This window comes from Bradyrhizobium sp. USDA 4341 (genome assembly GCF_054063755.1).
Genome location: NZ_JBSSGO010000002.1, coordinates 3,814,021 through 3,828,675 on the forward strand (window position 1 = coordinate 3,814,021; position 14,655 = coordinate 3,828,675).

At 64.0% G+C, this 14,655-nt stretch carries 16 protein-coding genes; 6 read left to right on the top strand and 10 right to left on the bottom strand.

Going from position 1 to position 14,655, the window contains the following annotated elements:
• Window positions 1–131: 131 nt before the first annotated feature.
• Entirely contained in the window at window positions 132–650 is a 519-nt protein-coding gene (locus tag ACVIGB_RS24075) for a hypothetical protein (RefSeq protein WP_456720768.1), read from the bottom strand.
• Between the two features lie 319 nt (window positions 651–969).
• Here ACVIGB_RS24075 and ACVIGB_RS24080 point away from each other — a divergent pair, with 319 nt between their 5' ends.
• Together ACVIGB_RS24080 and groL are read left to right on the top strand one after the other, a co-directional pair.
• Window positions 970–1,266: a co-chaperone GroES gene (locus ACVIGB_RS24080; RefSeq protein ID WP_018269780.1), complete on the top strand. Its 297-nt coding sequence runs from the start codon at window positions 970–972 to the stop codon at window positions 1,264–1,266.
• Between the two features lie 176 nt (window positions 1,267–1,442).
• Entirely contained in the window at window positions 1,443–3,089 is a 1,647-nt protein-coding gene (gene groL, locus ACVIGB_RS24085) for a chaperonin GroEL (protein ID WP_092126735.1), read from the top strand.
• Between the two features lie 342 nt (window positions 3,090–3,431).
• Here the strand turns inward: groL and ACVIGB_RS24090 are convergent, their stop codons facing one another.
• The 3 genes from ACVIGB_RS24090 to ACVIGB_RS24100 form a co-directional block, all read right to left on the bottom strand.
• The gene (locus tag ACVIGB_RS24090) at window positions 3,432–4,973 is read right to left on the bottom strand and encodes an OpgC domain-containing protein (RefSeq protein ID WP_456720767.1); all 1,542 of its coding nucleotides are present in this window, start codon (window positions 4,971–4,973) and stop codon (window positions 3,432–3,434) included.
• A gap of 102 nt (window positions 4,974–5,075) precedes the next feature.
• Entirely contained in the window at window positions 5,076–5,525 is a 450-nt protein-coding gene (locus ACVIGB_RS24095; protein ID WP_456720766.1) for a hypothetical protein, read from the bottom strand.
• A 689-nt stretch (window positions 5,526–6,214) separates the two neighbouring features.
• On the bottom strand, window positions 6,215–6,583 hold the full coding sequence (locus ACVIGB_RS24100; protein WP_456720765.1) for an antibiotic biosynthesis monooxygenase family protein: 369 nt from the start codon (window positions 6,581–6,583) through the stop codon (window positions 6,215–6,217).
• 96 nt (window positions 6,584–6,679) lie between these two features.
• On the opposite strand from ACVIGB_RS24100, the gene ACVIGB_RS24105 reads away from it, so the two are divergent.
• Both ACVIGB_RS24105 and ACVIGB_RS24110 read left to right on the top strand, forming a co-directional pair.
• Window positions 6,680–7,156, top strand: a complete 477-nt coding sequence (locus ACVIGB_RS24105; RefSeq protein WP_456720764.1) for a MarR family winged helix-turn-helix transcriptional regulator — start codon at window positions 6,680–6,682, stop codon at window positions 7,154–7,156.
• Window positions 7,157–7,262: 106 nt separating this feature from the next.
• The gene (locus ACVIGB_RS24110) at window positions 7,263–8,462 is read left to right on the top strand and encodes a hypothetical protein (RefSeq protein WP_456749223.1); all 1,200 of its coding nucleotides are present in this window, start codon (window positions 7,263–7,265) and stop codon (window positions 8,460–8,462) included.
• Between the two features lie 18 nt (window positions 8,463–8,480).
• On the opposite strand, the gene ACVIGB_RS24115 is transcribed toward ACVIGB_RS24110, so the two are convergent.
• Entirely contained in the window at window positions 8,481–8,678 is a 198-nt protein-coding gene (locus ACVIGB_RS24115; RefSeq protein WP_143046836.1) for a hypothetical protein, read from the bottom strand.
• A gap of 248 nt (window positions 8,679–8,926) precedes the next feature.
• Here ACVIGB_RS24115 and ACVIGB_RS24120 point away from each other — a divergent pair, with 248 nt between their 5' ends.
• Window positions 8,927–9,454: an ester cyclase gene (locus ACVIGB_RS24120; RefSeq protein WP_456720763.1), complete on the top strand. Its 528-nt coding sequence runs from the start codon at window positions 8,927–8,929 to the stop codon at window positions 9,452–9,454.
• A 205-nt stretch (window positions 9,455–9,659) separates the two neighbouring features.
• On the opposite strand, the gene ACVIGB_RS24125 is transcribed toward ACVIGB_RS24120, so the two are convergent.
• The 3 genes from ACVIGB_RS24125 to ACVIGB_RS24135 all read right to left on the bottom strand — a co-directional run bounded on the left by ACVIGB_RS24125 (window position 9,660) and on the right by ACVIGB_RS24135 (window position 11,259).
• Window positions 9,660–10,127 carry a PaaI family thioesterase gene (locus ACVIGB_RS24125; RefSeq protein WP_456720762.1) on the bottom strand — a complete coding sequence of 156 codons (468 nt, stop codon included), beginning with the start codon at window positions 10,125–10,127 and terminating at the stop codon, window positions 9,660–9,662.
• Between the two features lie 12 nt (window positions 10,128–10,139).
• Window positions 10,140–10,718: a bifunctional transcriptional activator/DNA repair enzyme AdaA gene (locus ACVIGB_RS24130; RefSeq protein WP_456720761.1), complete on the bottom strand. Its 579-nt coding sequence runs from the start codon at window positions 10,716–10,718 to the stop codon at window positions 10,140–10,142.
• Window positions 10,719–10,794: 76 nt separating this feature from the next.
• Complete coding sequence (locus ACVIGB_RS24135; RefSeq protein ID WP_456720760.1) at window positions 10,795–11,259, bottom strand: GNAT family N-acetyltransferase; 465 nt, start codon at window positions 11,257–11,259, stop codon at window positions 10,795–10,797.
• A 171-nt stretch (window positions 11,260–11,430) separates the two neighbouring features.
• Between ACVIGB_RS24135 and ACVIGB_RS24140 the strand changes: the two genes are divergently transcribed.
• A complete protein-coding gene (locus ACVIGB_RS24140) occupies window positions 11,431–12,114 on the top strand; it encodes a hypothetical protein (RefSeq protein ID WP_092124046.1) in 684 nt (227 codons plus the stop codon).
• Window positions 12,115–12,130: 16 nt separating this feature from the next.
• Here ACVIGB_RS24140 and ACVIGB_RS24145 read toward each other — a convergent pair whose 3' ends face one another.
• Window positions 12,131–12,547, bottom strand: a complete 417-nt coding sequence (locus tag ACVIGB_RS24145; RefSeq protein ID WP_456720759.1) for an META domain-containing protein — start codon at window positions 12,545–12,547, stop codon at window positions 12,131–12,133.
• A gap of 146 nt (window positions 12,548–12,693) precedes the next feature.
• The gene (locus ACVIGB_RS24150; protein ID WP_456720758.1) at window positions 12,694–14,364 is read right to left on the bottom strand and encodes an L-lactate permease; all 1,671 of its coding nucleotides are present in this window, start codon (window positions 14,362–14,364) and stop codon (window positions 12,694–12,696) included.
• Window positions 14,365–14,655 lie beyond the last annotated feature (291 nt).

Consider the following 14,655-nt stretch of genomic DNA (forward strand, 5'->3'; position numbering starts at 1 on the left):
TCGCAAGAGGATCACCCGCGGACAGAGACCCCTCACCCGGATTGGCATCTGGCGATGCAATCCGGCCTCGCCGACAAGGAAAGGCAGACTGCCGATGTGGCGCTAGCCGGGGATAGGCAGATGCCTTGCCGTTACGCCCGTGGCGCGCAGCGGACGTAGACCATGTTGCCGTAGCGGACGGCGGCGTCCTTGTCGACGAAGCGGGTAATCAAGACCCGGCCGTCGAACGAGATGATCTCGCGGTCCTGCTCGCCGGGCACAGGTCCGGGTGGGCCGATATAGTTCTTGCCGCTCGGGGAACCCTTCAGCCGCAGTTCCTGCGGGGTGGCCTGGTCGGCCAGATGCATGATGACGCCGCCGTTCTGGCCGGCGCCGATCGCGTAAGGCTGCTTGCACTGGCCGCGTGCGGCGGCCTCGGTGCGGGCGCGGTCGGCGGGATTCTGGAACGAGGCGAGGCCCCAGCGGCCGACGATCTCGTCGGGGCGGATCGACGCCGGCATCTCCGGTGCCACTCCCGGTTCGACAGGCCCCGGCTGGGGGTTCGACGACAACGACGGCAGGCTCATGCTGCCGCACGCCCCCAAAAGTGTCGTCAGCGCCGAGACAGCCGCGAACCGTGCGACCAATCGCGCGTTGAGTGACCTGATCATATGCATCCCCCGAACTATCTCCCGGCCGCACCCGTCATGCAGCCAAGCGTAAAACTTAAGGCGGAGCAATGACGTCTGACAAAATTACGTCATCGCTACGATTTGGTTTCCGGTCCACCATCCTATATTGGCCTCACCAAGGCCTTAACCCGTTTGCTTGACAGAAACTGCGCCAAGCCATATTTCCCGGCGCACAATTAGCACTCTCGCACCACGATTGCTAAATGCGCCGGGCGTCCTGCCTTGCGCCGACCGGGCCGGCATTCAACGCCGGTCTCGATGAACCGGACCTGAAACCGAGCCTCCAAGAGGGAACGTCATGGCTAAATCCACCTTCCGCCCACTGCATGACCGCGTCGTGGTCAAGCGTATCGATGCCGAGGAGAAGTCCAAGGGCGGCATCATCATTCCGGACTCGGCCAAGGAAAAGCCGTCCCAGGGCGAGATCGTCGCCGTCGGCCCGGGTGGCCGCGACGAGGCCGGCAAGCTGATCCCGATCGACCTCAAGGTCGGCGACCGCGTGCTGTTCGGCAAGTGGTCGGGCACCGAGGTCAAGCTCGACAACCAGGAGCTCCTGATCATGAAGGAGTCCGACATCATGGGCGTGCTGGCGTAAGGCCACGACCAATTCGAGAAACGCGGCGCTCGCTCCGCTGTCATGCCCGGACTTGATCCGGGCATCCATCAACTTCGAAAGAGTCTTGCAAGGACGATGGATTGCCGGGTCAAGCCCGGCAATGACGGGCGTAGATACCGGGCGACCGCATCCAATCATTCCAGGAGTTCAAATCAATGGCTGCCAAGGACGTAAAATTCGCCGGAGACGCTCGCGACCGCATGCTGCGCGGTGTCGACGTGCTCGCCAATGCCGTGAAGGTGACGCTCGGCCCGAAAGGCCGCAACGTCGTCATCGAGAAGAGCTTCGGCGCTCCCCGCATCACCAAGGACGGCGTCACCGTCGCCAAGGAGATCGAGCTCGAGGACAAGTTCGAGAACATGGGCGCGCAGATGCTGCGCGAGGTCGCTTCCAAGACCAACGACACCGCCGGTGACGGCACCACCACCGCGACCGTGCTGGCGCAGGCCATCGTGCGCGAGGGCGCCAAGGCGGTCGCCGCCGGCATGAACCCGATGGACCTCAAGCGCGGCATCGACACCGCGGTCGCCGCCGTCATCAAGGACATCGAGAAGCGTGCCAAGCCGGTCGCCTCCTCTTCGGAAGTCGCCCAGGTCGGCACCATCTCGGCCAATGGCGATGCCGCGATCGGCAAGATGATCGCGCAGGCGATGCAGAAGGTCGGCAACGAGGGCGTCATCACCGTCGAGGAAAACAAGTCGCTCGATACCGAGGTCGACATCGTCGAGGGCATGAAGTTCGACCGCGGCTATCTGTCGCCCTACTTCATCACCAATGCCGAGAAGATGACCGCCGAGCTCGAGGATGCCTACATCCTGCTGCACGAGAAGAAGCTGACCGGCCTGCAGTCCATGCTGCCGGTGCTGGAAGCCGTGGTGCAGTCGGGCCGTCCGCTCCTGATCCTCGCCGAGGACGTCGAGGGCGAAGCGCTGGCGACGCTGGTGGTCAACCGCCTGCGCGGCGGCCTCAAGGTCGCCGCCGTCAAGGCGCCGGGCTTCGGCGATCGCCGCAAGGCGATGCTGGAGGACATCGCGATCCTGACCGGCGGTCAGCTGATCTCCGACGACCTCGGCATGAAGCTCGAGAACGTCACGGTCAACATGCTCGGCCGCGCCGGCAAGATCGTAATCGACAAGGAGAACACCACGATCGTCAAGGGCGCCGGCAAGAAGAAGGACATCGACGCCCGCGTTGGCCAGATCAAGGCGCAGATCGAGGAGACCACCTCGGACTACGACCGTGAGAAGCTGCAGGAGCGCCTGGCCAAGCTCGCCGGCGGCGTTGCGGTGATCAAGGTCGGCGGCGCGACCGAGGTCGAGGTCAAGGAGAAGAAGGACCGTGTCGAGGACGCGCTGAATGCGACCCGCGCCGCGGTGCAGGAAGGCATCGTGCCGGGCGGCGGCGTCGCGCTGCTGCGCGCCAAGAAGGCGGTCGGCCGTCTCACCAACCCGAATGCCGACGTCCAGGCCGGCATCAACATCGTGCTCAAGGCGCTCGAAGCTCCGGTCCGCCAGATCTCGGAGAACGCCGGTGTCGAGGGCTCGATCGTGGTCGGCAAGATCCTCGAGAACAAGTCGGAGACCTTCGGCTTCGACGCCCAGACCGAGGAGTATGTCGACATGGTCGACAAGGGCATCATCGACCCCGCCAAGGTGGTGCGCACCGCGCTGCAGGACGCCTCCTCGGTGGCCGGCCTCTTGGTGACCACCGAAGCGATGGTCGCCGAACTGCCGAAGGATGCGGCGCCGGCGATGCCGGGCGGCGGCGGCATGGGTGGAATGGGCGGCATGGGCGGCTTCTAAGCCCCCGCCACATTCGCATCGAGATCGAAGGCCGCCTCCGGGCGGCCTTCTTTTTTGTGGGCTGCGTGATGAGCCTGCGTGCAGGGCAATCACTCGGCAGGCTGGTGCACGGTGAGGAAGACGAATGGCGTCTGAGAGAGCCATAGTAAGAAGCATTGGACGACATACGCTTGTGGCCCTTCTCGGTCATGCCAAGCTGGCTATCGAACGTCTGGTGCACGGGGTGAAACGGACAGTTTCGGTTGCGCGTTCCGATTTCCGGGTTTGCCCCAAAATGCGAAATGCCGGGGATCTCAGTGACTTCCTGCGCCTTTCATTGCCATTCTTAGAGCTGCGTGGTCTTCAAGCCGATGGCGATTGCTGTCCTGGTTTGATCCTAGTCGAGCTCAGCAGCATTGCGGCCGCGATCATCACCAGGATGCCAGCGAGACTGAGCGCGATCTGCATCGCAAGCCCGTCCGAGATGTCGACCAGCGCTATGTGGCTGGCGAGAGCCAGTAGAACGCCGAAGCAATAGATTGCCAGCGAGTTCTCGCCACAGCGGATCGCCCCGCGCATCACCGGCGTCGTCAGCCCTCGCCAAGTGCGAGGCACGAACCATACCGCCAAAATCGCAAGGGCAATAAAATGCAGCAATCGCAAGGGATCGAGATCCGATTTGTCCACTAGGTAAAGCAGCTTCGCCAGGGCTTGTGGGACGAGCACTTCCGGTGGTTTGATGCTCCAACCCAATGCGATAGTCAGGCTAAAGGCCAAATAGAGAGCGGCAAGTACAAGGGCCGTGCGTGAGGTCATCCACGGCCGGAACCTCTCGCCCTCCGTGATACACCACGCTCCAAGCACAAGCAGCAACTGCCAGGCCAGCGGATTGAAGAACCAAGCATTGTTCGGCCACGTCGAAACGGTCCAGCCGAAGAGGTGCACCAGCGCATAAAGCAACAGCGAGGCGCCGAGCGTTACGTTCGGCACTCGCAGCAGAAGCCACAGCAGTGGCGCGAACAAAAGATGGAAAACCACGAAGAGCGGCAGAATGTCGGTGTTGACGGGACGGTATTGCAGGATCGCCGCATGCGCGAGCGCAGCTCCCGGATGTTCCAGGAGAATGCGCGTATTGGTCTCGTCGGCAACCCGGCCGCCGCCTGCGAGGTAAACTACGATGGCGCAAGCAACAGTGAGCAGCAGAAATGCGGCATAAATGTCCCAGCTTCGCCGCAGCGTACGGCGGATCACGCCGGGCCAGCCGCCGCGCGCATGCGCCTTGCCGTAGGCCAGCGCGCAGGTCACACCCGAGACGAACATGAACACTTCCGCGGTATCGCTGAAGCCGTAATTCCGCAGCGTCAGCCAGCTTCCGACGTTGTTGGGGACATGGTCAAGAAAGATGCACCAGAGCGCAATGCCGCGGCAAGCATCGATGCGCAGGTCCCGGCCGGGCTCCTTCAGCTCCGGCAGCGCGCGCGCCAGTGGCTTCGCAGGTGTCGCGAGTAGCTTAGGTTCGAGCTGCCGATGCCGGCCGCGCAACACCTTGGCAATGCGTTCAATCTCCGCCACCGTCCGTCGGATGTCAGTCTTCGACGCAGCCCCGCCGCGATCCCTGTCGAGGTCGACAGGCGCGTCACTGTCGGGGCGCCATCGCATCGGTTCCCGAGAATCGGCTAGATCGATCGAACTGATCCTTATCATCTCGACGGAGCTGCTGGGCGGCGGCGCAGGCACCATCATCATGGTGGCAACGGGCCGAAAGGACGGAAATGACAAGCCTTCCATGGACTCTTCGTCGGTAACAACCTCGTATGAGCCCGCCGGTAACAGTCGTTCGACACTTGCGATCCGGAATGGGTGCTTGAAAAGCACCGTTTCACGCCGCGATCGGGTCATCGTCATGCTCATTCTCGCAGGTTGACGACGAGGCGACCGCCGCAGCGGATAGCGCTGGCATACAGAGACGATGTCGCGCGCGCTGAAATGCTCTTCGGCGGACGGGCGCTAATCAGCACCTCGGGTGAATGCGTTTCCATTGCAACCTGAAGCCGGAAACTCTGCCTCAGAGCCCTGCCAGTCCGGGCCAAGACTTATCGAATACTGGTTACCGTCCAGACAGCGAATGCTCCAGCTATCGATCCCGGATTCGGTGCTGCCTTGATACACGTTCCGAACAACAACACCGCAAGCCTGCTTTTTGTTTTTCAGAATGGAGGTCCAGAAAGCGAGTTGCCTCGCCTGATCCAGCGCAAGTATCCGCGTCGTCGTTTGGTTGGCCGCGTAGGCCTTTTTGAAAGGATCGGGAGCTAATACCCTGGAGGGTACGCCTGTTGATGTAGCGGCGGTGGCCTGTTCAAAAGACAGATCAGTATCCAGAACAAACCAGGCAGCCAGCCATATGACGACGAAGCTCGCGGCAACCACCGTGATAAAATTGCGCGAACGCCTCATCATGTCTCTCCCTCCCGGAGATCGAGACATTGGTGGACGTCGCGGCGTCGCGAGGCCCACAGAAACCTGACAAATTATGGCACTTCGCGAACAACATCGATCGCTGCGACAGCCTGCGTGCGAGGCCTAAACTTCGACGAGCAGCAGCTCAACGAAGTGCAGCACCAACGGCGGCGGGTTCAAGCAGCGGCGCCGATGTGTTCCTGGGAAAGCTGGAAGGTCGGGCTGACTAACGCCTTTTGGAACCGTGTCAACTCGGCTCGAACCGTCGCGTGTCATTGCGTTGCCGAGCGGCGAAACAAGTCGCGTAACGGCAAGATGCGAAACGTGGCATCCATTGGCGGATGTCGAATTCGGCCACACGCAACCTTATCGATTTGGACACCATGTGCCTGTCAAGGGCAAACACAACTCACGAATTATGAACGCGTGGAGGTTTCAAACAACCGCTGAGGCTATCGAATGGCGGCGGCGCGCGAGAAGGCCCAGATCGCATGATGCGCAGAGCGAGAGCAACGTTTCTTCCTGGCCCATCTCGGACCTCCCGATGTGGTCCGCTATAGCGCCGCTAACGGCGGCACAGCGGACATCGGCGGCCCGACTGCGGCGCGGGGCCATGAGTATACGCCCGACGTGGGACGCCTCAATGCGCGACCGCAACGACCTTACGAGGCGTCCAGGCCCACAGCCCGCTACGCGACGCAGATGTCATCCACCGCGACCTTCTGAAACAGATGCGGCGACGCCACCGCCGAGTCCGGATAGGCCGCAAGCTTGGCCCTGAACTCGGGATTGGCGAAGGCGGCGCGGAAGGCCGCGGTGGATTCCCAGACTGCATAATTCAGATAGGCCGGGCTGTCGCCGAGCGCGCGGTGCAGCTGGGTCGAGATGAAGCCGGGCTGCCGCTTCATGATGGCGGCGTCGGCCTGCCAGGCTTTCAGAAAGATCTCCTCGTCGGCCTTGTCGAGCGTGAAGAGGTTGATGAGTACGATGTTGCTGGCTTCGACCGCGAGCTGGCGGTCGATCGGGAATGCGGGGTCGAGGGGGCGCATCTGCGGCATGGCCGGCTCCGTTGATTTGGTGCTATGATGTCATTTTGTTACGATGGATACATATTGTATTGACATCATGATGTCAATCTAAACTTATGGTGACAAATGCCGCAAATCAAACGAACGCCGGCCGGCGAAGCCCTGAGCGACCTGATTCTCGACCTGTTCAGGCTCAACAGCCTGCTGTTCACCGCCGGCGACCGGATGGTGGCGGGACTTGGGCTGACCAGCGCGCGCTGGCAGATCCTCGGCGCCATCGTCACCGCCGAACGCCCGCAACCGGTCGCGTGGCTGGCGCGCGACCTCGGCGCTGCCAGACAGAACGTGCAGCGGATCGTCAACGACCTGCAAAGGGACGGGCTCGTCACATTCGAGACCAATCCGCATCATCGCCGCGCCCAGCTCGTCGTGCTGACCGAGAAGGGGCGGCAAAGCTTCGACGCGGCGATGCGCCTGCAGCTACCCTGGGTGAACGGCCTTTCCGACGGATTGTCGATGAAGGACATCGAAACCGTGAGTCGCGTCGTCAGCACGCTGCGCGGCAGACTGGAGAGCGGCCAGGAACCTGAAGACCGCGCATGACAGCGATTCTGGAGGCGCCGCCGTTAGGCGGCCTTCTTTTTTGGCCAATGAGACGGAGGTTTGCTAGTTACGACGGAACCGATTCTGCCCTTCGAGGACTTATCGTATGCGCGCGCTCCCGCTCCTGTTGCTCGGTCTTGCCGTCGCCTCGGCGCCTGCTCTCGCCCAGATGAAGCTGCAAACGAAGGCGGCGCCGTCGAATGGCCCCGAGACGCGCTATTTCACCGCGATCGACGGCCTGATGGACGGCAATGCCGACGTCGTGCTGAAGGAAACCCGGCAGGGGAAGACCGTGACCGCGGCCGTGCTCGACGTCTGCTATCCCGCCGACAAGAGCTCCGACCGCAAGGACCGCTTCGTCGCGAACCTGACCGTCAACGGCCAGACGCTCACCGGCACCTCCCAGAGCGTCGCCGACAAGCAGCCGGTGACCGTCAAGCTGAACCGCAAGCAGACCGGCGACAGCTTTGAGTTCCGCGGCCAGATTACGATCGGCCAGACCGTGACCGAGGTCGCCTCGACGGACAATTCCGATCTCAGCGAGAAGGAATTCCAGGACAACCAGGCCACCGAGGACGGCATCACGCCGCAGCCGAAGGACTTCACCGACGTCTCGCCGGAATCGATCGGGGTGCGGGTCAAGCTCGATGCGGCAACCGATTTCCTCAAGAGCCTGAAAGGCGAGGCGGTCGAGATCGGCACCTCCAGCCTCGCGGTGACCTGCGATGCGATGCGCTCCGGCGAGCAGACCATCAACCTCACCGTCGATCCCGAGCACGCCAGCGCGCTGCTTGCGAAGGCGAAATCAGCGCCCGGCGTGATGGCGGCCGGCTGGACCAGCGGCGTGGTCGAGATGGACCGCACCATCCGCTTCGCCGCCGCCGATTGGCGTGACGGCGACAAGATCAACAAGGACAAGCTCGCATCCGCGATCGCGGGCGTGCTGGCGAAGACGCTTGCCGCAAAGCCGGCCTCCGCGACATGGAACGCGAATACCGGCAAACTCAAGCTGGTGCTGAAGCGGCCCAGCGCGGTTTACCCGGCGCTCGGCCTCACCCAGAACTACGAAGTCACCGCCCTCGTCTCGCCCGACAAGCCCGGCAGCTCGGACAGGCTGATGCTGTGGGTCTCGAGCCCCACCGTCTCGACGTCGGACGACAGCGCCGGCGCCAAGCTCAATCTCTCCGACGATTCCAGCAGCGACGAGGAAGGCAGCGAGGCCAAGGACGACAACGGCGCGATCGACGCGCTGGTCAAGGAGCTCAAAGGCCAGCGCTGGGACGCCGACAAGTCGGTGTGGCGCTGAAGCCGGCGCTCTCCTGATTCAGGCCGTCCTGCGCTTCAACGGCACGACGTTGTCGCGCGCCGCCTCAGGACTGGGGTCAGGACCGGACTGAAGCATCCCGTCATCTCTGACGAACAGTTCAGAGCGAGGGTCGATCGCAAGGCGCTCGAACAGCGCTTGCAACTCGGGCCGAAGTCCGTCGCCGCACAGCGCGGCGATCGAATGAAATTTGCGCATGATGTTCTCCTCCATGCTGCGGGCAACGATTGCGCGTCGGCGTGTTGCGGGCCACCCGCTTTCCGATTGCACGATGGCGTTTGAGAAGCGGCGCTAAGCGCCATATCGACAAAGCGGAATCTCGCCCCCGACGCGCTCGCGCGCCCGATCCGGAATCGGGTGGCTCGACACACGTCTTCGAATGCCTATTGCGCGCATCGAGACAACGCCGGTCGCGATACCGGCAACGCGCAAATGGAGACGATCCGATGTCAGAGGAAAACAAGACCATCGTAGGCCGGTGGTTCAAGGAGTTCTGGGGCAACCCCTGGAATCCGCGCATCATCAACGAGCTCGCAGCGGCGGACATTGTCGTGCATTACCCGATGCACGAACCGAAGAAGGGCCGCGCCGCGGTGACGAAATTCATGACCGAGTTTCGCGAAGCGTTTCCGGATCTCAATTTCCGGGGCGTCGGCGATCTCGTCGCGGAAGGCAACCTCGTTATCGGCCGCTGGGAAGGCGGCGGCACCCACACCGGAACTGCGTTCAGCGACTTCCGGCTCGGCTCGCTGCCCGCGGCCTCCGGGCGCAAGATGACATTCGCCGGCACGACCGTGCTGCGCGTGCAGGACGGACGGATCGCCGAAGAGCTCGGACAGGAAGACGCGATCACCGCCATGCTGCAACTCGGCCTCATCCGCTTGCCCGAACCGGACGGCACCGCGACACGGCCCGGCGGCGAACTGCCCGCCGGCTGGAACAACATGCCGGGATCGGCAGCGGCCTCACGCTGAACACGGCTGCGCGGCGTGATTGCATCGACGATCGCATCAAGACTCCCGAACGCTCGTCCCATGTGTTCGGGTAGGCCAATCGATCGCCTCAGTGAAATTGAAACTCTCCAAGCTGCCGACTTACTGGACGTATTCCAATGTTACTGCGCCGGCATGGCATCTCCTGATGCAGCGCCGGCTGCAGTCTCTCCGCAGCGGCCCTTCATCAAGCCGGAAAGATCAGGCACGTCGTCGTGCCATGTGCGAGCAGCCGCCCCTTCTCGTCGGTGACCCTGCCTTCCGCGGTGCCGATGCGGCGGCCGCAATTGAGCACCTGGCCCTCGGCCCGGATCGGACCGGTGTCCGGCGTGATCGGCCGCACCAGCGAGATCTTGAATTCGAGCGTGGTCTGGCTCGTTCCGGCATCGAGCGTCGACTGCACCGCAAGGCCCATGCAGCTGTCGAGCAGCGTTGCGGTGAGCCCGCCATGCACGGTGCCTGCCGGATTGAGATGCGCATCCGTCGGCAGCAGCGTGACGACGACGCGGCCGTGCTCGGCTTCAGTGACGTCATAGCCGAGGGTCCGCGCGATGGTGTTGAGCGGCAACGCGCCAGAGGCGAGCCCTTGCACGAATTCGAGGCCGCTCATCTTGAGTTTCTGTTCGGCACTGACGGTGCCGTAGCTCCTGGCCATTGCTGATCTCCATTATTTCATCGTGATGTTTGGCAGCCGTTTCCGTCGCAGCGAGACGGGCGAACGGCCGTAGAGCTTTGCGAATGCGGCGTTCATGCGCCTTGCGCTGGAGAAACCGGCGCGCTGCGCCACCAGACAGATCGGGAGATCGCTGCCGTCGATCAGGCGCTTGGCGCGCTGCACGCGCAGCGAGAGTGCGACCTGCAGCGGCGAGGCATCGAGATGCTCGGCGAACAGACGCGACAGATGCCGCGCGCCGATGCCGAGCCGATCGGCCAGCGCAGCGACATTGCCACGGTCGAGTGCGCCCGTTTCGATCAGCGCCAGCGCGCGCTCGACCGTCGTCCTGGTGCCCTTCCATGCCGGGCAGAACGGCGCCGCCTCGGGACGGCAGCGCAGACAGGGCCGGAAGCCGGCGCGCTCGGCCGACGCGGCGCTGCCGTAGAACCGCACATTGCGGGCGAGCGGCGTGCGCGCCCGGCACACCGGACGGCAATACACGCCCGTCGTCCTGACCGCGACGAACACAATGCCGTCCCAGGCCGGATCGCGGCGCTGAAAGGCTGTATACTGTGCGGCGAAATCGAGCATGCCATCGCTATAGCGACGCCCGCGCGCCGCGACGACCCGCTTTGCGGAGACGGCGTCCGGAAACGACCGCCTGGAGTTAGAGGCACCTGGTCATGAACAGGCTGAGCGGATCGGGCGCGTAGCCCCCGAACGCCGGACATTCCCGGTAGCCGGCGGCGCGATAGAGCCCGATCGCCTCCGGCTGCCGGATTCCGGTCTCCAGGCTGATGCGCGCGATCTGCCGGTCGCGCGCGGCGTCCTCCAGCGCGTCGAGCAGGCGGCGGCCGAGCCCTTGCCCGCGCGCGTCGGCGCGCACGAACATTCGCTTCATCTCGGCATGACCGGGCGCGATGAGGCGGAAGGCGATCGACCCGAGCACCTCGCCATCGCGCCGCGCGACGAGGAAGACCGTATCCGGGACGGCAAGCGTCTCGACGGGGGCGAGGTGATTGCTATCGGGCGGATACAGCGCCTGCATATGGGCGTCCGACAGATCGATCAGCTGCTGCACGTCGGGCTGCCGCGGGTCTTCGGGGGCGATACTGGTTTCAGGCTTGTGCATCTCTGGCCCAACGCAGGGTCGTCGTCGCGATTGTCGGCAGCCCTCACCGCCCCGTCAATTTGCGGGGCCTGCGACCAAAAGACTTCGTGCTGCCGCAGTTCGGTCACCGAAAATTAAGGCTCGATTTAGTTTCGAGGATCATCCTTTGCGTCACCGAACACGGGTCACGCCATGCAAGACCGCGAGCCGATCAGTCCTGGGAGCATCTGGCCAACGGATGTGACGGAGGGTCATTCGCCGGCGCAGACGGCGGACCTCTGGGACGTCTCCAACGAGAACCACGACGCCGCCCTGCTGCTGCGCGAGCCGTTCGCCGACCGGATCGGCACCGCGCTGCTGGCAGCCACCGCACTGGCCGCAAGCTTCGTGCTGGGATGGACGGGCGGCGCCAACTGGCACGATTTTGCGGCTCCCGCCCCGATCCCGGTTGCCCAGAAGGAAGCGCCTGTCCCGCATGTTGCCGAGACGCGGTCGAGCCCAAGAAGCGAATCGAGGGGCGAGCGCCGGGCCGCGTCCAACGCCGACCCCGTCGTCACCGGCAGCATTCCGAAGAACACCCCTGCCAGCCCGCGCCCGCTCGCTCTCGGCGCCGCGCCCACCAGCCTGAACGCGCAGGCCGCGGCGCTCGGAACGAAGCAGCCCGTGGGAGCAGCGGCGGAGACCCGGCCGAGCACGATTCCCGGCTGGTCGGTGGTCGAAGTCCGCGATGGCACCGCCGTGCTCGAGGGGCCGGAGGGCGTCAAGATGGCCGCACGCGGCGACGTCGTCCCTGGCCTCGGCCGGGTCGATTCCATCGTGCGCTGGGGCAATCGCTGGATCGTTGCCACCGCAAGCGGATTGGTCGCAACGCCCTGAGCCCGCGCGATGCGCGTCAGTTGCTGTTGATCACGAAACGCAGCTGCCTGCTTCCGATGAACGTGACCTGATCACCCTGCCGCCGCCAGCTCGTCGTATCGCCGAGTGCTGTGAGCAGATCCTTGTCGGCCTGCGCCCGCTCCGGCGTGCAGTTGCGGTTCTCCATCGCGCCGGGAACGAACACGATGGTGTTGCCGGCAACTGAGAACTGACCCTTGCCGCCGTCGCACCACAGCTCGAGGATCACCTCGCCATTGTCGCCGACCTCGATCGAGGGAATCCGCTTGGAGCCCGGCATGCGCGCGGCATCGAGCGTCATCACGAAGCCGAACGGGAATTCTTCCTGGGCCTGCACCGGCCCCGCGCCAAGCGCCGCTGCAACGACCACCAAAGCGGCCATGCCGCCGTTCAGAGTCCGCTTCATCGAGATCATGCCATTCCCAGGAATTGCGACGCCGCCCTTGTATGGGACGAGGCTGCGATTGGCCAGAATGGCGGCGCGAGAAAAAGTGCTTGAAAAGCAAAATCCCCGCGGGCTCGCACCCGCGGGGACCTTCGTTTGGGCGACGCCTCGCCTCTTTACTTCAGAACCATCGCCGTGAACGGGTAGACATAGGCCTGCAGGGTCACGAACAGACCGACCAGGCACGCCAGCACGATCGAGTGCAAGAACACGTAGCGCAGGATCGATCCTTCGTGGCCGTACCAGTTGGTCGCGGTGGAGGCGACCACGATCGATTGCGCGTCGATCATCTTGCCCATCACGCCGCCCGAGGAGTTCGCCGCCGCCATCAGGATCGGCGACAGGCCGAGCTGCTCGGAGGTGATCTTCTGCAGGTTGCCGAACAGGATGTTGGACGAGGTGTCCGATCCGGTCAGCGCCACGCCGAGCCAGCCAAGCAGGGTGCCGAAGAACGGGTAGAGCACGCCGGTCGCCGCGAAGGCGAGGCCGAGCGTGGCGTCGACGCCGGAGAGCCGGGTCAGCGTGCCGATCGCCAGCATCGCCGAGATCGTGATCAGCGAGATCGCGCACAGGCGGATGGTGCGGCCGTATTCGGCGATCAGCTTGAGCGGCGAGAAGCCCATCAGGAGACCCGAGATGATCGCGGCGATCAGCAATCCGGTGCCGGTGAACGACAGGTAGGTGAAGCCGAACACCGCAGCTTCCGGCGTCGGCTTGGCTACCACCGGCGGCACCTTGAGGATCAGCTTGTCGAGATCGGGGACCGGATAGTTCCAGACGAAGTTGGCATTCGCCCAGGCCTTGAAGGCGCCGTTGCCCCAGATCAGCATCAGGATGCAGACGATGATCCACGGCAGCAGCGCGCTCCACAATTCGCCCTGGGTCAACGGCGTCTTGTCGAGCGGCTTGGCGGCCGCCATCGTCGCCGCCGATTCATCGCGGCCGCGCAGCGCGGGCGACAGCCAGAGCTGGCGCGGCTGCCAGATCTTGAGGAACAGGATCAGCGCGCCCATCGAGATCAGCGAGGCGCCGATATCGACGATCCAGGGATTGATGTAGTTCGAGATCACGAATTGCGGGACCGCAAACGACACGCCGGTGACCAGGATCGCCGGCCACACTTCCTTCATGCCGCGCCAGCCCGCGAACGCCCATACCACCCAGAACGGCACGATCAGCGAGAACAGCGGAAGCTGCCGGCCGACCATGGCGCCGAGGATGTAGGGATCGAGCCCGGTGACCGAGGCAAGGCCCTGGATCGGCGTGCCGAGCGCGCCGAAGGCGACCGGCGCGGTGTTGGCGATCAGCGACAGGCCGGAGGCTGCGAGCGGCGAGAAGCCGAGCCCGATCAGCACCGCACCGGTGATGGCGACCGGCGTACCGAAGCCCGAGGCGCCCTCGAAGAAGGCGCCGAACGAGAACGCGATCAGGAGCAACTGCAGGCGGCGATCCTCGGTGACGCCGCCGACCGCGCGCTTCAACAGCTCGAACTTCCCGCACCTCACCGTGACCTGGTAGAGGAAGATGACGTTGAGCACGATCCAGCCGATCGGAAAGAACCCGGTGACGATGCCGAGGATCGATGCGCGGATCGACATGCCGGCCGGCATCGTGAACACGAAGATCGTGATCAGGTTGGTCACGATCACGGCGACGATGGCGGCGATATGTGCCTTCACCTTGCCGCTGGCGATCAGCACCAGCAGCGTGACCACGGGAATGGCGGCCGCCAGCGTCGACAGCCCCGCATTGCCGAGCGGATTGTAGATTTGATTCCAGGTGCTCATCTCGGGGTCCTTCCCACATTCTTTTGCAGCGCCCCGGCCTCGGTGCAGGCTGGCGCGCTGGTGCGATTGCGGGAGTCCGTCGGAAGAATTGCAGCCCCGGCTCGCGAATGAACGATCGGTAAGGATCGCTCACATCCTCGCGAAAAATCGAAGGTCCCCCGCCCCTCGCCGTTGTCGTCATGCTAGAGTTGACTCGATCGCCGGGACAAGCCAACGCTTGCATGCCAGACCTACGACTTTAGTCGAGGATCACGCCGATTGTCCCGATTCTTCAGGCCGTTGCGGCCACTT